The organism is Jiella marina (assembly GCF_024359545.1).
In the GTDB taxonomy this organism is placed as follows: domain Bacteria; phylum Pseudomonadota; class Alphaproteobacteria; order Rhizobiales; family Rhizobiaceae; genus Jiella.
Window position 1 is genome coordinate 1 of the sequence record NZ_JAKQZG010000020.1, and the last position, 16,756, is coordinate 16,756.

At 65.1% G+C, this 16,756-nt stretch carries 14 protein-coding genes; 2 read left to right on the plus strand and 12 right to left on the minus strand.

The window, feature by feature from the left end:
• Window positions 1–42: 42 nt before the first annotated feature.
• Genes MF134_RS22625 through MF134_RS22635 form a run of 3 tightly spaced genes read right to left on the minus strand, consistent with a single transcriptional unit; the run spans window position 43 to window position 3,248 of the window.
• On the minus strand, window positions 43–1,068 hold the full coding sequence (locus MF134_RS22625) for an Hsp33 family molecular chaperone (RefSeq protein WP_255341657.1): 1,026 nt from the start codon (window positions 1,066–1,068) through the stop codon (window positions 43–45).
• A complete protein-coding gene (gene argF / locus MF134_RS22630; protein ID WP_255341658.1) occupies window positions 1,061–1,987 on the minus strand; it encodes an ornithine carbamoyltransferase in 927 nt (308 codons plus the stop codon). Before argF ends, MF134_RS22625 begins: the two co-directional genes overlap by 8 nt.
• 55 nt (window positions 1,988–2,042) lie before the next feature.
• On the minus strand, window positions 2,043–3,248 hold the full coding sequence (locus tag MF134_RS22635; RefSeq protein WP_255341694.1) for an aspartate aminotransferase family protein: 1,206 nt from the start codon (window positions 3,246–3,248) through the stop codon (window positions 2,043–2,045).
• A gap of 409 nt (window positions 3,249–3,657) precedes the next feature.
• Here MF134_RS22635 and MF134_RS22640 point away from each other — a divergent pair, with 409 nt between their 5' ends.
• Window positions 3,658–4,215, plus strand: coding sequence for a GcrA family cell cycle regulator (locus MF134_RS22640; protein ID WP_255341659.1), 558 nt, complete (start codon window positions 3,658–3,660; stop codon window positions 4,213–4,215).
• Window positions 4,216–4,365: 150 nt separating this feature from the next.
• Window positions 4,366–5,505, plus strand: coding sequence for an alpha-D-ribose 1-methylphosphonate 5-triphosphate diphosphatase (locus MF134_RS22645; protein ID WP_255341660.1), 1,140 nt, complete (start codon window positions 4,366–4,368; stop codon window positions 5,503–5,505).
• 262 nt (window positions 5,506–5,767) lie between these two features.
• On the opposite strand, the gene MF134_RS22650 is transcribed toward MF134_RS22645, so the two are convergent.
• From MF134_RS22650 to hrcA, 9 genes are all read right to left on the minus strand, one after another.
• Window positions 5,768–6,508: an SDR family NAD(P)-dependent oxidoreductase gene (locus MF134_RS22650; protein WP_255341661.1), complete on the minus strand. Its 741-nt coding sequence runs from the start codon at window positions 6,506–6,508 to the stop codon at window positions 5,768–5,770.
• A gap of 41 nt (window positions 6,509–6,549) precedes the next feature.
• Window positions 6,550–8,001, minus strand: coding sequence for an amidophosphoribosyltransferase (gene purF / locus MF134_RS22655; RefSeq protein ID WP_255341662.1), 1,452 nt, complete (start codon window positions 7,999–8,001; stop codon window positions 6,550–6,552).
• 108 nt (window positions 8,002–8,109) lie between these two features.
• On the minus strand, window positions 8,110–8,739 hold the full coding sequence (locus MF134_RS22660) for a CvpA family protein (protein ID WP_255341663.1): 630 nt from the start codon (window positions 8,737–8,739) through the stop codon (window positions 8,110–8,112).
• 120 nt (window positions 8,740–8,859) lie between these two features.
• A complete protein-coding gene (radA, locus tag MF134_RS22665) occupies window positions 8,860–10,263 on the minus strand; it encodes a DNA repair protein RadA (protein ID WP_255341664.1) in 1,404 nt (467 codons plus the stop codon).
• A 569-nt stretch (window positions 10,264–10,832) separates the two neighbouring features.
• Window positions 10,833–11,444 carry a LysE family translocator gene (locus MF134_RS22670; protein ID WP_255341665.1) on the minus strand — a complete coding sequence of 204 codons (612 nt, stop codon included), beginning with the start codon at window positions 11,442–11,444 and terminating at the stop codon, window positions 10,833–10,835.
• Window positions 11,445–11,495: 51 nt separating this feature from the next.
• Complete coding sequence (alr, locus tag MF134_RS22675; RefSeq protein WP_255341666.1) at window positions 11,496–12,605, minus strand: alanine racemase; 1,110 nt, start codon at window positions 12,603–12,605, stop codon at window positions 11,496–11,498.
• A 385-nt stretch (window positions 12,606–12,990) separates the two neighbouring features.
• Window positions 12,991–14,478: a replicative DNA helicase gene (locus MF134_RS22680; protein WP_255341667.1), complete on the minus strand. Its 1,488-nt coding sequence runs from the start codon at window positions 14,476–14,478 to the stop codon at window positions 12,991–12,993.
• A 305-nt stretch (window positions 14,479–14,783) separates the two neighbouring features.
• The gene (grpE, locus tag MF134_RS22685) at window positions 14,784–15,494 is read right to left on the minus strand and encodes a nucleotide exchange factor GrpE (protein WP_255341668.1); all 711 of its coding nucleotides are present in this window, start codon (window positions 15,492–15,494) and stop codon (window positions 14,784–14,786) included.
• Between the two features lie 121 nt (window positions 15,495–15,615).
• Window positions 15,616–16,713: a heat-inducible transcriptional repressor HrcA gene (gene hrcA / locus MF134_RS22690; protein ID WP_255341669.1), complete on the minus strand. Its 1,098-nt coding sequence runs from the start codon at window positions 16,711–16,713 to the stop codon at window positions 15,616–15,618.
• Between the last annotated feature and the right edge of the window lie 43 nt (window positions 16,714–16,756).

Consider the following 16,756-nt stretch of genomic DNA (forward strand, 5'->3'; position numbering starts at 1 on the left):
GCGCCGAGGGACAAGCGCCCCCCAGCCGGCCAACGGCGCCAGTTACGAGTGCGACGAACCTTCGTCCGTCTCGAACTCGCCCGGATCGAAGGTGTATTCGGTCCCGCAGAATTCGCAGGTGACCTTGATCCGTCCGTCCTCGATGCTCTCGGTGATCTCCTCGTCCGAGAAGCTCGACAGGACACCACTGATCCGCTCGCGCGAGCAGGAACAATCGTCGAGCACCCGGTCGGACGGAAACACCCGCACGCCGCGCTCGTGGAAAAGCCGGAAAAGCAGGCGCTCGATGCCGACTTCCGGGTCGGTCAGTTCCGAAGCATCCACCGTATCGACCAGCGCCCGGACTTCGAACCAGGCGTCGTCCATCTCGTCCTCGAGACCGAGCGCCTCGTCGTCTTCGACGCCCTCTGGAAGATCGCCGCCCGGCAGATCCGGCATGCGCATACGCTCGGGCGAATCCGGCAGGAACTGCGCGATCACGCCGCCGGCCCGCCAGGTCTCGACGAAGCCCTGATCGCCCCGGCGGATGTGCTTGGCCACCGCCAGCTTGACCGTGGTGGGGATCTGTTCGGACTGGCGGAAATAGCTCTCGGCCACCGCCTCCATGCTCTCGCCGGCGAGCTCCACAATGCCCTGATAGCGCTGCGTATGCGCGCCCTGATCGACGGTCAGCGCCAGAATGCCGTTGCCGAGCAACGCCTCCGGGCTCGTCGCGCCGACACTTTCGGCGGCTGCCAGCTTCTCTTCGTCGAAGCGCGCATAGGCCCTGACGCTCGACGGGGTGGAAAAATCGACCACGAGAAGGTCCACCGCGCCGTCGGTCTGGGTCTGGGCGATGAACTTGCCCTCGAATTTCAGCGACGTGCCGAGCAGCACCGTCAGCACGATCATCTCCGAGAGAAGACGCGAGACGGGTTCGGGATAATCGTGGCGGGCGAGGATCTGGTTGAGCATCGGCCCGAGCTGAACGCCGCGGCCGCGTGCATCCAGCGCCTCCACCGCGAAGGGCACGACGGCGTCGTCACCGGCGAAATCGGCATCCGTCAGGACGCGTTCGTTCTCAGCCATGGACCGGGCTCCGCGCTGCCTCCCCGAAGCACCAGGCGAGGATCGACTTCTGCGCATGCAGGCGGTTCTCGGCTTCGTCGAAGACCACCGACTGCGCCCCGTCGATCACCCCGTCCGTCACCTCCTCGCCGCGATGGGCGGGAAGACAATGCATGAACAGGGCCTCGGGCTTGGCATGGGCCATCAGGCTCTCATTGACCTGATAGGGCATGAAGACGTTGTGTCCGCGGGCCTGCTCCTCGCGGCCCATGGAAACCCAGGTGTCGGTGACGACGCAGTCGGCGCCGGTCACGGCCGCGACCGGATCGGTGGTGGTCACGATCGACGCGCCCTCGCCCCTTGCCCAGTCGATGAAGCGGCCGTCGAGGTCGGAGCCCTGCGGCGTTGCGATCCGAAGCTCGAACTCGAAGCGGGCCGAGGCTTCGGCGAAGGAGGCGAGCACGTTGTTGCCGTCGCCGGACCAGGCGAACACCTTGCCCTTCAGGGGTCCGCGCTTCTCTTCGAAGGTCATCAGATCGGCCATGATCTGGCAGGGATGGGTGTCGTCCGTCAGCCCGTTGATCACCGGCACGGTCGCGTTCTCCGCCATCTCGATGAGCCGGTCATGGGACGTGGTGCGGATCATGATCGCGTCCACATAGCGCGACAGGACGCGGGCGGTATCGGCTATCGTTTCCGAGCGGCCGAGCTGCATTTCGGCGCCGGAGAGAAACAGCGTCTCGCCCCCGAGCTGGCGCATGGCGACGTCGAAGGAAACGCGCGTGCGCGTCGACGGCTTGTCGAAGATCATCGCCAGCATCTTGCCGGCGAGCGGCTTGTCACCGGCCGGCATCAGCGCCTTGCGGCGGGCGGCATCGTCGATGATCAGTCTCAGATCGTCGCGGGTGACCGCGGAAATATCCAGGAAATGCCGTGGCATATCGCTCTTCGTACTCATTGTCTTCACGCTCACGGGGTCTTCACGCTCACGGGTCTCACGCGCTCGCCCGCCGTGTCACGGGAGAAAGGCTCGCCGCTGCGTTCTCGATCCGCTCCATTCCGGCGCGGATCTCCTCTTCGGTGATCGTCAGAGGCGGCAGAAGCCTGACGACATTGTCCCCGGCCGGCGCCGCGAGCATGCCTTCCGTCCTCAGGGCTGCGATCATATCGGTATTCGGCACCTTCATCTTCAGTCCGATCAGAAGGCCCTCACCGCGGATCGCCTCGATGACGTCGGGATAGCGATCGATGAGCGAAGCCAGCGACTGCTTGAAGAACAGCGCCTTGCGCCGCACCTCCTCCAGGAAGCCGTCTTCCAGCACCACGTCAAGCACCGCATTGCCCACGGCCATGGCCAGCGGGTTGCCGCCATAGGTGGTGCCATGGGTCCCCGGCGTCATGCCGCGTGCCGCCTCGGCGGTCGCGAGACACACGCCCATGGGAAAGCCACCGCCGATCCCCTTGGCGGAGGCCATGATGTCGGGTGCAGCGCCGGAATGCTCATAGGCATAAAAACGTCCGGTCCGCCCGACGCCTGTCTGCACCTCGTCGTAGATCAGGAGAATGCCGTGCTCGTCGCAAAGCTCGCGCAGACCCACGAGACATTGCGGAGGCACCGAGCGGATGCCGCCCTCGCCCTGGATCGGCTCGATCAGGATCGCCGCTACGTCCGGCCGCGCAGCGGCTTCGCGCAATGCGTCGTGATCGCCGAAAGGAAGCTGATCGAAACCTTCGACCTTCGGACCGAAGCCTTCCAGATACTTCGCCTGGCCACCCGCCGCGATCGTCGCGAGCGTGCGGCCATGAAAGGCACCTTCGAAGGTGAGAATGCGGAACCGCTCCGGCGCACCGTTGACGTAGTGATAGCGCCGGGCCGTCTTGATGGCGCATTCGAGCGCCTCGGCGCCCGAATTGGTGAAGAAGGCCCGGTCGGCGAAGGTGGCCGCGACCAGCCGCTCCGCCAGCCGCCGTTGGCCCGGAATCTCGAACAGGTTCGACGTATGCCAGAGCTTTTCCGCCTGACTCTTCAGCGCCTCGACGAGGCGCGGATGGGCGTGGCCCAGGAGATTGACCGCAATTCCGCCGGAAAAGTCGAGAAAGCGTCGCCCGTCCGTGGTCTCGATCCACACGCCCTCGCCGCGCTCGAATGCGAGCGGCGCGCGAGCATAAGTCTCAAAAAGTGGCGAATGATGATCTTGCATGTCGGACATCGGATGGCCAACTCTTGGTCACGGGCCTTTTCAGGATGAATGAAGCCCCGAAAACGTCAAAGCCTGCCGCAGGGCAGGCTTTCAGGTCTTTCGGTCGCTTCGCAAAACCCATATAGCATGCCGTCTGCCGCTGTGCGAGGGCGTACTGACGGGAATTCGCCGGCTGGGAAGCCCGTAACCCGATTCTTCGGAACATTCGGCTGGGGAAAACCCTTAAACGGGGTGTCACGTCTGGCCTTCGGACTCTTGCCAGCGAGTCCAGCGATACGGTAAATTGGCAAACAGACACTAGAATTCGAGCGGCGGACCTAGTTTCACACCATATATTGTGCCTCACTCCGTATAACAGCTTATACGGATGATGAAGGGATTCCGGCCGCTCCCTTGAAGGAGCAAATCCATGGGTTGGACCGACGAACGCGTCGAGATGCTGAAGCAGCTCTGGTCCGAAGGTCACAGCGCAAGCCAGATCGCCGAGCGCTTGGGCGGCGTCAGCCGCAATGCCGTCATAGGCAAGGTGCATCGCCTGAAACTGGAGTCCCGTGCCAAGGGGTCCGGCCCGGTCGAGGCCGAGCCCGTGGCAGTCGCCGCTGTGGCCGAAGAGCAGATCGTGGCCGCGCCACGAGTGGTTGCGCCTCAGGCCATGCCGGCGCAAGCCGCGCAGCAGGCCCGGCCAGTTGCGCGAACGATGGGAGCCACGGCGCTCAAGGTGGAAATCGAGCCCGACCTGAACGAAGAGCCCGACGCGGTGGAACGGCCGTCCGGCGAAGTCGTACCGATGGTGCGCCGTCTTTCCCTGGTGCAGCTGACCGAACGGACCTGCAAATGGCCGGTGGGCGATCCGCTCTCGCCGGACTTCCATTTCTGCGGCGACAATTCCGGCGAAGGCACGCCTTATTGCGCGTTTCACGCCAAGCTGGCCTTTCAGACGGTGACCGAGCGTCGCCGCGTGCGTTGACGCCGCATACGAGACACACGTTCACCCTGTGAACGACAAGCCCGCGGCCGGTCATGGCGCGGGCTTTTTCTTTTCCCGCAAAACGATGGGCTCTGATACTCACGAGTTCTGGAAGCCCGTCCTCTCCCAATCCACTTAGAGCTTTCCCGCATGGTCCCCGAAGCGATCCTGACCAATGCCCGCATCGTCCTGCCCGATACGATCCTCACCGGTCATCTGGACATGGCGGAGGGGCGCATCGCAGCCTTCGACGAAGGCGACAGATCGGGCGGTGAAGATTGCGGCGGCGATTATCTCTTGCCTGGCCTTGTCGAACTTCACACCGACCAGATCGAGAACCACTATCATCCCCGCTCCGGGGTCGTCTGGAACCCGATGGCGGCCATTCAGGCCCATGACGCGCAGGTTGCCACGGCGGGCATCACCACCGTCTTCGACGCCATGCGCGTCGGCTCTGACGAAAACACCAAGTCCGACGCCGGGGATATCGCCGGGCTGGCGCAGACCCTGGACGGGGCGGTCCTTGCAGGCCGCCTGCGCGCCGATCACTTCCTGCATCTGCGCTGCGAAGTCTCCGCCGACGACGTGATGGAGGGGTTCCGGCTCCTCGCCGAAAATCCGCGCCTGAAGCTCGTCTCCCTGATGGACCACGCGCCCGGCCAGCGCCAGTTCCATGATCTGCCCAAGCTGCGGGCCTATCTCACCGAAAAATTCGGTATGAGCGACGCCGATTTCGACGAATTTGCCGCCCGTCGCATCGCCCAGTCGGAACGCAACGCGCCGCCGCACCGACGGGCGATCGCCGACGCATGCGAAAAGCTCGGCATCACACTCGCCTCCCACGACGACGCGACGCCTGAACATGTCGAGGAGGCGATCGCGCTTCGCACGAAGATCGCCGAATTCCCGACGACGATCGAGGCGGCACAGATGTCTCGCGAGGCGGGCATGAAGGTGCTGATGGGCGCGCCCAACATCGTGCGCGGCGGCTCGCACTCCGGCAATATCTCCGCGATCGAGCTCCTGAAGGCCGGCCTGCTCGACATCCTGTCGTCGGACTACGTCCCGTTCAGCCTGCTGCAGTCGGCCTTCCATCTCGCCGATGAAGGCGCGGCGTCACTGCCCGAGGCGATCCGTCTCGTCGCCACGAACCCGGCCGCGGCGGTCGGACTTGAGGATCGCGGGCGCATCGCGGTAGGCCTGCGTGCCGATCTCGTTCGGGTCTCGCACGCGTCGGGCGAAGTGCCGGTGGTGCGGGCGGTCTATCGCGAAGGCCGGCGAGTGGCCTGACAGTCTCTGCACTTGAGGACTCGAGCCGACGTCTGCCAATTCGTACCGTCACTCATTCCGGGCGTCACCCTCGTGCGAAAGCACGGGGATCCATGCTTCTGCGCTTCCACCGCCGGCTCGGTGCAAGAGATTGGGAGCACACCCACCCCAACTGCCAGCCTCAACGATGAGGCATGGATCCCCGATCCTGACGGGTCGAGGATGACGAAGCGGAACGGGTGCGGGGAGATTTCGGCGTCGTGCGGGGGCGACCGAATGACCCTCAGGACGGGTTCTGATAGGTGAGGAACCGTCCCTCGCGCACGTCGTAGATCTTGCCCGTCTCGGTCACATCGTCAAAAGCGAGCGGCACGATCTTGGCGGCGACTTCGCGGGCCGTCGGGAGGGTCTTCGGGTCTTCGCCGGGCATGGCGATCGCCCGCATCCGGGTGCGGGTCGCACCCGGATTGACGGCGTTGACGCGTAGCGGCAGGTTCATCGTCTCGTTCGCCCAGGAGCGCACCATCGCCTCGCAGGCCGCCTTGGTGGCCGCATAGAGCCCCCAGAAGGCCTTGGCCGAATGGGCCGCGCCCGAGGACATGACCAGCGCGCGGCCGGCGTCCGATTCCCGCAGCAGTGGATCGACCGAGCGGATCAGCCGCCAGGTGGCGGTCACGTTTACGGTCATCGTCTGCTCGAAGGTCTTCGCCTCGATATGCCCGATCGGCGAGAGAACGCCCAAAAGGCCGGCATTGGCGACCATGACGTCGAGCTTGCCCCAGCGTTCCTTGATCGCGCCGCCAAGCCGGTCGATGCCCGCCATGTCGGTGAGGTCGAGCGGCACAAGGGTCGCCGTTCCGCCGGCCGACTTGATCTCGTCGTCGAGTTCCTCCAGCCCGCCGACCGTGCGCGACAGGGCGATCACGTGAGCGCCCTCGGCCGCCATCTGCTTGGCGATCTGATAGCCGATGCCGCGCGATGCCCCGGTGACGAGGGCGATCCGGCCCTTCAGGCGGTCAGTCATTCTGCTCGTTCCGTCTCATGCATGAATTTTCGGGGACCGGCTCAGCCCGCCCCGCCGAGGAGCGAGAGTTGCCGGACATTGTCGGCGCCGTCCTGGTCGGTCAGCGAGGTCGGGTAGTCACCGGTGAAGCAGGCGTCGCAGAACTGCGGCGCGACCTTGTGGCGGCCGGTTTCGCCGCAGGCCCGGTAGAGCCCGTCGATCGACAGGAAGGCGAGCGAATCCACCTGGATGAACTCCGCCATCTCGTCGATCGTCATGCGCGAGGCGAGGAGCTTGGCCTTTTCGGGCGTGTCGACGCCATAGAAGCATGAGGCGCTGGTCGGCGGAGAGGCGATGCGCATGTGCACTTCGCTGGCGCCGGCCTCGCGCACCATCTGCACGATCTTCTGGCTGGTGGTGCCGCGCACGATCGAATCGTCGACCAGCACGACGCGCTTGCCCTCGATCATCTTCCGGTTGGCGTTGTGCTTCAGCTTCACGCCCATATGACGGATCGAATCCGTCGGCTGGATGAAGGTGCGGCCGACATAGTGATTGCGGATGATGCCAAGCTCGAATGGAAGATTCGCCTCCTGGGCATAACCGATCGCTGCGGGCACGCCGGAGTCGGGCACGGGAACGACGATATCGGCCTCGGGATGGCTCTCGCGGGCGAGTTCCATGCCGATCTTCTTGCGGATGTCGTAGACGTTGCGCCCCTCGATGTTGGAATCGGGTCGGGCGAAATAGACATATTCGAAGATGCAGAAACGCGGCCGCCGGGTCTGGAAGGGAAAGATGCTCTCGATCCCTGATTCCGAGATCACCACCATCTCGCCCGCCTCGATATCGCGCACATGGGTGGCACCGATGATGTCGAGGGCGCAGGTTTCTGAGGCAAGGATCGGCGAGCCTTCGAGATCGCCGAGGACGAGCGGCCGGATGCCGAGCGGATCGCGGACTCCGATCATCGAATTCGCCGACAGCCCGACGAGCGAGAAGGCGCCTTCGAGACGCGACATGGCGTCGATCAGCTTGTCGACGAAGAGCCGCGCGCCGCTGGTGGCGACGAGATGCAGGATGGTCTCGGTGTCGGAGGTCGAGGAAAAAATCGAGCCGCGGCGCTGGAGTTCGCGCTGCACCGTCAGGGCGTTGGTGATGTTGCCGTTATGGGCGACGGCGAAGCCGCCAGCCGACAATTCGGCGAAGAAGGGCTGCACGTTTCGCAGGCCGCCGCCGCCGGTCGTGGCGTAACGGGTGTGGCCGATGGCCGATTCGCCGGGCAGGCGCTCCAGCACCGACGCCTTGGTGAAGGTGTCGCCGATCAGGCCGGCATGGCGTTCCACATGGAACTGCGTGCCGTCATGGGCGACGATGCCGGCCGCCTCCTGACCCCGGTGTTGCAGGGCGTGGAGGCCGAGCGTGACGACAGCCGCCGCGTCCGTCCTTTGAAAAATGCCGAACACGCCGCATTCCTCATGCAGCGTGTCGTCGCCGAAAGGCGTCTCATCCATGGCTATCTGCGTTCCAAGGTCACGGGATCAGCGTCCCATCCAATATAGACCCGCGCCAACCGGATCGCGAGTCGCGTTCTCGAAACGTCCCGTTCACGCGTCAGACGCTCAATTGGCATTGTCCGTCGGTGCTGCGGCGGGATCGGCATCCTGGATCGCGCCCTCGATCGAATCCGGGTCACCGGCCGGCGCAGCCTGACCGTCGGCCGCCTCGGTCGCGCCGTCCCTCAACCCGTCGATCTGGTCGATGATCAGAGCCTCCGGATTCTCCGGCAGGGCGGCCACGAGCTGCTTGCCGAGATCGTCAAGAAACGGCTTCGACGCGGCTCCCGCGACCCATTCCGGCTGGTTCTCCGGCGCGAGCCAGTTGAAGAACAGCATGGCGACGACGACCAGAAGCAGGCCGCGCACCGCGCCGAACAGAAAGCCGAGCACCCGATCCAGCGCGCCGATGCGGCTGTCGATGATGAAATCGGCGATGCGAAGCGTGATGTAGGAGACGATGATCAGCGTCACGATGAAGATCGCCGCCGCCGAAGCCGCCATCGCCACCGTGCGGTTGGCGATGTACTCGGCGGCATAGGGCGTCAGGAGGTCGTAGAACATGAAGGCCGCGACCGCCGCGACCAGCCAGGACACCACCGACAGGATCTCGCGGGAAAAGCCGCGCACCATGGCGAGCAGTGCCGAGACCAGCATGATCGCGAACAGGATGGCATCGAGGAGGGTGACGGACATCAGATACGCTTCCGTGTACGATTGTTGGCCTGCGACCGCGAAAACACCGGATGAGGATGGACGCGGGAGCCCCCATTAGCGGTTTGCGACGATTTTTTCATCAAAAGATTCACCAAACCGTCAATCATCGTCTGCGGACCGGCCACCGGCGCCGCCCGCGGCAACCTTCGCCACCAGATCCGGCAGCGCCTCGATCTCGGATACCGAAAGGCCGTGACCCTTCGGCAGATCGGCCGAGCTTTCCGGCAGGACGGCGCGACCGAAGCCGAGCTTTTCGGCTTCCTTGAGGCGCTGGGCGGCATGCGCCACGGGCCGCACGGCGCCCGACAGGCTGATTTCGCCGAAATAGACGCAGTCGGACGGCAGCGGCGCGCCGGAAAGCGAGGAGACCAGCGCAGCCGCAACCGCCATGTCGGCGGCTGGTTCGGAAATCCGGAAGCCCCCCGCCACATTGAGGTAAACGTCATGCTGGCCGAGCCGGACCCCGCAATGGGCGTCGAGCACGGCCAGAACCATGGCAAGGCGCGGCTGATCCCAACCGACGACGGCCCGGCGCGGTGTGCCGAGGGCCGAGGGCGCGACCAGCGCCTGGATCTCGACGAGAACCGGCCGCGTCCCCTCCATGCCCGCGAAGACGGCAGCGCCCGGCGCCTTGGCATTGCGCTCGCCGAGGAAGAGTTCGGACGGGTTCGCGACCTCGCGCAGGCCCTCCCCGCCCATCTCGAACACGCCGATCTCGTCGGTCGGGCCGAAGCGATTCTTCACCGTTCTGAGGATGCGGAAGTGATGGCCGCCCTCGCCTTCGAAATAGAGAACCGCGTCGACCATGTGCTCGACGACGCGCGGGCCGGCGATCTGCCCGTCCTTGGTGACATGGCCGACGAGGATCACCGCCGCGCCGGAGGCCTTGGCGTAACGGATCATCAGCTGGGCGGCCGTTCGGACCTGCGTGACCGTCCCCGGCGCGGCCTCGGCGGCATCGCTCCAGAGCGTCTGGACCGAATCGACGATGACGAGGTCGGGGCGCTTCGACTGCGAGAGTGTTGCGAGGATGTCTTCCACATTCGTCTCGGCCAAGAGCTCGACGGAGGTGTCGGCCGCGGCAAGCCGCTGGGCGCGCAGCCGCACCTGGGCGACCGCCTCCTCACCGGAGACATAGACGACGCCGTGCCCCCTTCGCGCGAGAGCGGCCGCGGCCTGCATCAAGAGCGTCGACTTGCCGATCCCCGGGTCACCGCCGATCAGGATCGCCGAACCCCGCACGATGCCGCCGCCGGTCGCGCGGTCGAGTTCGGCAATGCCGGTGACGACGCGCGGCGCTTCCTCGATCTCGCCCGACAACGGCAGAAGCGCCGAGGGCCGGCCCTTGCGCTTCGACCCGCGCTGCGGCCCGCCGCCGATGCCGCCGGAAGAATTCTCCTCGACGATGGTGTTCCACTCGCCGCAGGCGTCGCACTTGCCCTGCCAGCGCGTATAAACCGCGCCGCAGGCCTGGCAGATGAAGGAGAGCTTGGGTTTCGCCATGGCACGCCCCATAACGCGCTGGGACGCGCAGCGAAAGCCATTGATCAGGGCCTCGGCCGATGTCCCGCTTCGCCTCGCCCAATGGCTGTTCCGAGGTCTGGACATTCGAAAAGGCTTTTCGCGGTGTGATCCGCAACACAGAGCGATCCGGTAGCCATCGCCTACACCGTCCTTGTCAGCAAACGGCGCATCGCCGCCCTACCAGCACAAGGAAAATACCCATGTTACGCAAAGCAATCCTGTCCGCGACCACCCTCGCGATCCTTTCCACTTCCGCGTTCGCAGCCATACCGGCCTCGACTTCCCTGGACATGCGAGTCTTCAAGACTGAGCGTGTTGTGGATCAGACTGAACAGTTCGAAGTCGCGCGGGCCACAAAGGCCAAGAACCGGAGAGTCAAAATCGTGCGCGAGAGGACCCGGGAGCTAAAAGGAGCGAAGGGCAGAAAGCGCAGGTGAGTGCCGCGCTTTCCTGAAATTCGCGAGGCTTCATCACCTCGCGCCTTTCTTCCTGTTCGACGACCGGCGGCTCCGTCGCCACCGGTCGTCGAATCTGCGGCATCCTGCCCGTCAGCGATCCGCCAGAGCGAGCTTCATGCCAAGGCCGACGAAGGCGGCAGCGAAGATCCGGCGCAGCACCGCCAACACGCTCGGTCGCTCGAGCACCTTGCGGCGAAATGAGGCGGCAAAGGCGCCGTAAAGCGCGAAGACCACGAAGGTCATCGCCATGAACGCGGCCGAGAGCTGCAGCATCTGGGCGAACGCTCCGGCCTCATCCGGCGCAACGAACTGCGGCAGGAAGGCGAAGAAGAAGATCGACAGCTTCGGATTGAGGACATTGACGAGAATCGCCGAGACGATCACGTCGCGATCGCTGCGTTGTCGTGGCGAGGCCTCGACCCGGATGGGACCGGCCTCGCGAAGCGTCATCCACGCCATGTAGAGAAGATAGGCAACGCCGAGATAGCGGATGATCTCGAAGGCCAGCGCACTCGCATGTAGGAGAGCCGCGAGCCCTGTCATCGCAGCAAGGATATGCGGGACGATTCCGAGCGTGCAGCCGAGCGCCGCGGTGAGCGCAGCGCGGAAGCCCCGCGACAGGCCGGCGGCGATCGTCACGACGACGCCCGTTCCCGGCGCGATGACGACGATGAACGCCGTCAGCAGGAAGTCCCAGCTCATCCCCGTCCTCTCCAACTGTGCGGAATCAACCCGCGCCGAAACGAATAGCTCCTACGGCCAGACCCGCTCCACCCGTTTTCCGAGCGCTGTCAGAAGTTCATAGGAAATCGTGCCGGCGGCAGCGGCCACGTCGTCGATCGCGATGTTCGGGCCGAAGAACTCCGCCCGTGTCCCCGGCTCTACCAGGTCCTCCGGCATGTCGGTGACGTCCAGCAGCGTCAGGTCCATCGAGACGCGCCCGAGAACCGGCACGCGATGGCCGGCAATGCAGGCTTCGGCGCCCGGGCTTTTGTCCCGGAGCGGAACACCCGCCCCGGAATCGGCCCTCAAATAGCCGTCGGCGTAGCCGAGGCCGACTGTGGCGATGCGGGTGTCGCGGGAAAGCCGGGCTGCGCCGCCATAGCCCGCGGCCTCGCCGGCTTTCGCCGTACGCACCTGGAGGACGGCTGCCGTCAGCGTCGCGACCGGTTTCAGCTTGCCTTCAGACGCCGCGCCCGCCCGGCCGCCGTAAAGCGCGATCCCCGGCCGCGTCAGATCGAAGGCGTAGTCCGGGCCCAGAAAACAGCCGGCGGAATTGGCGAGCGAGCGGTCGACCTTCGGAAACTCAGCGGCGAGACGGAGGAACTGCGCGTGCTGGCGCTCACTCTGGGTGGTTTCCTCGTCGGCGCTGGCGAGGTGGCTCATCACGAGACAGACGTCGAGCGAACCCTCCATGGCAGCCGCGACGATGGGCAGATCATCGGCATCAAGGCCGAGGCGGTTCATGCCGGTCTCGAGCTGCAAGACAGCAGGAGCCCGGCAGTCGGCACGCTCCAATCCCTCGCCCCAGGCCGCGATGTCGGCCAAGCTGGAAAGGACCGGGGTCAGCCGCGCTTCAAGACAAGCCGGAACCGCAGCAAGCTCCATGCCCTGGAGGACGTAGATCCGGGCCTCGCCGCAACCGGCTTCGTCGAGGCCCTGGCGAAGAGCGACGCCCTCTTCCATCCAGGCGACAAAGAAATCCCGGCAGCCGGCTTTGAACAGCGCGACCGCCACGCGGGTCGCGCCGAGGCCATAGCCGTTGGCTTTCACCGCCGCTCCGGTGCGGCCCTTGCCGTTCAGCGCGTCGAGCGTCCGCCAGTTCGCCTTCAGGGCCTCGATATCGATCGCAACGCGGGGCATCCGCGAGCGATCGATGGGTATTGCCTTAGGTGTCGAACGCGCTGTCGTCATGTCATGCCCTGATCGAAGACGTTTGCCGGATACCCGCCTTGTGCGCGGCCACTTTAAGCCGCTGCCAGCCAGAATGCGGGGATGCCACGAACACGCTGGAAGCCAATGCATCGCTCCCGCAGCATTTACCCCCTCATAGACAGCACAGGCTCCACGGGCAGCAGTAGCCCCTCATGGTGAGCCTGTCGAACCACGAGGGGCGCTTGGCACCAACCCGACTGCACGCTGGAGCCTTCACCCTCGTGGTTCGACAGGCTCACCATGAGGGTGAAGGTGTCGGCGCGCCCCGGCAACAACACGATCCAGTCTCGGAAAAACCGCCGTCCGGTCGCCCTTACTCGAACCGCTCCGGCAGATAGTTCTCGTCCGCAAGGTCCGAGAAGCGGGTGTATTCGGCCTGGAAGGCAAGCGGGATGGTGGCGGTCGGGCCGTGACGCTGTTTGGCGACGATGACTTCGGCCTTGCCGCGCGCCTCGTTGAGCGCCTGTTCCCATTTCAAATGCTCGTCGGTGCCAGGTTTGGGTTCGCGATTGGCGAGATAATACTCGTCGCGATAGACGAACATGACCACGTCGGCATCCTGCTCGATCGAGCCGGATTCGCGAAGATCGGCCAGCTGCGGGCGCTTGTCGTCGCGCGCTTCCACCTGGCGGGAAAGCTGCGAGAGGGCGATGATCGGCACCTGCAACTCCTTCGCGAGCGCTTTGAGCCCGGTGGTGATCTCGGTGATTTCCTGCACGCGGTTCTGGGCTGCGGCGCGGGAGGAGCCCTGCATCAGCTGCACATAGTCGATGATCATCACGTCGAGACCGCGCTGGCGCTTCAGCCGCCGGGCTCGGGCCGCGAGCTGGGCGATCGAGATGCCGCCGGTCTGGTCGATATAGAGCGGCAGGCGCTGCATCATCTCCGAACAGGCGATCAGCTTGGTGAGCTCCTGATCGTTGATCTGGCCACGCCGGATCTTCGAGGATGAAATCTCCGTCTGCTCGGAAATGATACGGGTGGCGAGCTGTTCGGCCGACATTTCGAGTGAGAAGAAGCCGACGACGCCGCCATTCTTCGCCTTGAACGAGCCGTCGGCCTGTTCGGCGGGCTCATAAGCCGCGGCGATGTTGAAGGCGAGATTGGTGACGAGCGAGGTCTTGCCCATGGCGGGGCGGCCAGCGAGGATGATCAGGTCCGAGGGCTGAAGCCCGCCCATCAACCGGTCCATGGCCATGATGCCGGTGGAGATGCCCGACAGGCCGCCATCGCGGTCCTTGGCCGCCGTCGCCATCTGTACGGCCTGGGTGACGGCGTCGGTGAAGGACTGGAAGCCGCCATCGTAGCGGCCGGTCTCGGCGAGTTCGAACAGCCGCCGTTCGGCCTCCTCGATCTGCACTCGCGGCTCCATGTCGAGCGGGGCGTCGAAGGCGATGTTGACCATCTCCTCGCCGATGCCGATCAGCGAGCGGCGCAGCGCCAGATCATAGACCGCCCGGCCATAGTCCAGCGTGTTGATGATCGTCGTCGCTTCGGCTGCGAGTCGCGCCAGATATTGCGCGACGGTCATCTCGCCGATCTTCTCGTTCGCCGGCAGGAAGGTCTTGGCGGTGACCGGATTGGCGATCTTGCCCATCCGGATCATCTCGGAGGTCTTGGCGAAGATCTCCTTGTGGATCGGCTCGAAGAAGTGCTCGGGCTTCAGGAAATCATGAACGACGTAATAGGCGTCGTTGTTGACCAGGATCGCGCCCAGAAGCGCCTGTTCGGCCTCGATATTGGCCGGCGCCTCGCGATAGAGCGCTTCCTCTTCCTCGTATTTGCGCGCCGCTTCTGCCATGGCCGTCGCCCATCCCCGTGCCGTCCTCTCGAAAGGCGCTTGGATTACACCAAGCCGCGATTCGTCACAAAGGAAAGAAGCGGCCGATCAGCCGCGACGTCGTCACGCTTTGGATATGTGGAGAAGCTGGGGATCAGAGCGGGGACAAGTGTCGGCGCGAACATCGCCGGCGAACCGTTATGCCATGCGTCTTGTGTGCAGATAGCACTTCAGCACAAAGGCCGTCATCCCGTTCGTGAGCCGGGATGACGCGAGCAAGGGGTGGAGCACCAAGGGTACAAATCTCCACCCTTGGCCGGCGTTCGTTAAGCCGCCCCATCCTCATCCGCCGTCGCATCGGCGGGCTTCTTTTCGGCCGGGGCCGGCTTCGGGCCGCCCTTGGAGACGCCGACCATCGCCGGACGCAGGACGCGTTCGCCGATGGCGTAGCCGGCCTGGACGACCTGCAGGACAGTGCCGTTCGGAACCTCGGTGTTGGGAATCTCGAACATCGCCTGGTGGAAGTTCGGATCGAATCGCTGACCTTCGGGATCGAGCTTCTTCACGCCATGCTTTTCGAGCGAGGACAACAACCCCTTCTCGGTCATGTCGACGCCTTCGATCAGCGCCTTCAGGCCGGAGGATTCGTCGTTGCGATGCTCTTCGGGCACGGCGTCCAGCGCCCGAGCGAGATTGTCGGCAACCGAGAGCATCTCGCGAGCGAAGTTGGAGATGGCATAGGTGCGCGCATCCCTCACCTCCCGGGCCGTGCGTCGGCGCAGGTTCTCCATCTCGGCGGCCAGCCGCAGCATCCGGTCCTTGACGTCGGCGTTCTCGGCTTCCAGCGCCGCGATGCGCTCGGCCGTCGGATCGCCGCCGCCCTCCGCGTCATTCGCCGCTTCCTCATAGGCCGCGCCGGCGCCGCCCGCCCATTGCGAGGTCTGCGGCCCAGTCTTCGGCGCCTCGGAGGCCTGGCTGTCGTTCGCGGCCTCGGTCTCGGGAAGCTCGCCGTCGGATTTGCCGGTCTCGCTGATCATCAATCGTCACCCTGTGGTTTTGCGGTGCAAAGGTCTGCCGGCGCCGAATGACCTCACGCGGCGGGCGAACGTTGCACGAAAGCGTTATCGTTGCGGCATATCGAATTGGCGGCGCCGAAAATCAAGCCTCCCGGCTGCCTGCCTCGCGCGCCAGAAGTTGCGAGACGATGCGCGCGGTGTAATCCACCATCGGCACCACCCTGCGGTAATTGAGCCGCGTCGGACCGATCACCCCGACAGCGCCGACGACGCTCTCCGTGCCGCCCTTGTAGGGGGCGACGATGAGCGAAGAGCCCGACAGGGAAAACAGCTTGTTCTCCGACCCGATGAAGATCCGAACGCCATTGCCGGTCTCGGCAAGGCCCAGAAGCTCGATCAGCCCGCTCTTGGTTTCCAGATCGTCGAAGAGGAGCCGCAACCGCTCGATGTCTTCGGCGGCCGAGATGTTCTCCAGAAGATTGGCCCGCCCGCGCACGATCAGCCGCGCCGGCTGGTCGGCGGACGCGCCGGACCAGATCGCCAGCCCCTGATCGACCAGCGCCTGGGACAGGAGATCGAGCGCCGTCGCCGTCTCGTCCTTCAGCGCCGCGATCCGCCCGCGCGCCTCGCCGAGCGTGCGGCCGACCACATGGGCATTGAGGAAATTGCCGGCCTCGACGAGCTGCGAGGCGGTCACGCCCGGCGGCAGGTCGAAGATGCGGTTTTCCACCTCGCCATTTTCGCCGACGAGCACCGCGAGGGCCTTCGTCGGCTCCAGCCGGATGAACTCGATATGCTTCAGCCTGAGATCGGACTTCGTCGTCACCACGATCCCGGCGCCGCGCGACAGGCCCGACAGGAGATTGCTCGCCTCGGTCAGAAGATTGTCAAGCGGCCGCCCGTCGCCCACGAGCCGCACCTTCTCCTCGATCGCCTCGCGCTCCGAGGAGGCGAGATCGCCGGTTTCCAGAAAGGCATCGACGAAGAAGCGCAGGCCGAGTTCGGTCGGCAACCGCCCGGCCGAGACGTGGGGCGCATAGATCAGCCCCAGCGCCTCCAGATCGCTCATGACGTTGCGCACGGAAGCCGGCGAGAGCGAGTTGGTCAAAAGTTTCGACAGCATGCGCGAGCCGACCGGCTCGCCCTGGTCGAGATAGCTCTCGACGATCAGGCGAAAGATATCACGGGCGCGCTCGTCCAGCGGCGGCGCGGGCGTGGGAGCCAAGTCACTGATGGACATGTCGAATGGCATCGTCGGTTCTGCGATGGGACATGAGCTTAGT

What these genes read in the sequence shown, in the direction of transcription:
- MF134_RS22625 (WP_255341657.1), bottom strand. Translation starts at nt 1,068, where the DNA reads ATGGCTGAGAACGAACGCGTCCTGACGGATGCCGATTTCGCCGGTGAC.
- argF (WP_255341658.1), bottom strand. Translation starts at nt 1,987, where the DNA reads ATGCCACGGCATTTCCTGGATATTTCCGCGGTCACCCGCGACGATCTG.
- MF134_RS22635 (WP_255341694.1), bottom strand. Translation starts at nt 3,248, where the DNA reads ATGCAAGATCATCATTCGCCACTTTTTGAGACTTATGCTCGCGCGCCG.
- MF134_RS22640 (WP_255341659.1), top strand. Translation starts at nt 3,658, where the DNA reads ATGGGTTGGACCGACGAACGCGTCGAGATGCTGAAGCAGCTCTGGTCC.
- MF134_RS22645 (WP_255341660.1), top strand. Translation starts at nt 4,366, where the DNA reads ATGGTCCCCGAAGCGATCCTGACCAATGCCCGCATCGTCCTGCCCGAT.
- MF134_RS22650 (WP_255341661.1), bottom strand. Translation starts at nt 6,508, where the DNA reads ATGACTGACCGCCTGAAGGGCCGGATCGCCCTCGTCACCGGGGCATCG.
- purF (WP_255341662.1), bottom strand. Translation starts at nt 8,001, where the DNA reads ATGGATGAGACGCCTTTCGGCGACGACACGCTGCATGAGGAATGCGGC.
- MF134_RS22660 (WP_255341663.1), bottom strand. Translation starts at nt 8,739, where the DNA reads ATGTCCGTCACCCTCCTCGATGCCATCCTGTTCGCGATCATGCTGGTC.
- radA (WP_255341664.1), bottom strand. Translation starts at nt 10,263, where the DNA reads ATGGCGAAACCCAAGCTCTCCTTCATCTGCCAGGCCTGCGGCGCGGTT.
- MF134_RS22670 (WP_255341665.1), bottom strand. Translation starts at nt 11,444, where the DNA reads ATGAGCTGGGACTTCCTGCTGACGGCGTTCATCGTCGTCATCGCGCCG.
- alr (WP_255341666.1), bottom strand. Translation starts at nt 12,605, where the DNA reads ATGCCCCGCGTTGCGATCGATATCGAGGCCCTGAAGGCGAACTGGCGG.
- MF134_RS22680 (WP_255341667.1), bottom strand. Translation starts at nt 14,478, where the DNA reads ATGGCAGAAGCGGCGCGCAAATACGAGGAAGAGGAAGCGCTCTATCGC.
- grpE (WP_255341668.1), bottom strand. Translation starts at nt 15,494, where the DNA reads ATGATCAGCGAGACCGGCAAATCCGACGGCGAGCTTCCCGAGACCGAG.
- hrcA (WP_255341669.1), bottom strand. Translation starts at nt 16,713, where the DNA reads ATGTCCATCAGTGACTTGGCTCCCACGCCCGCGCCGCCGCTGGACGAG.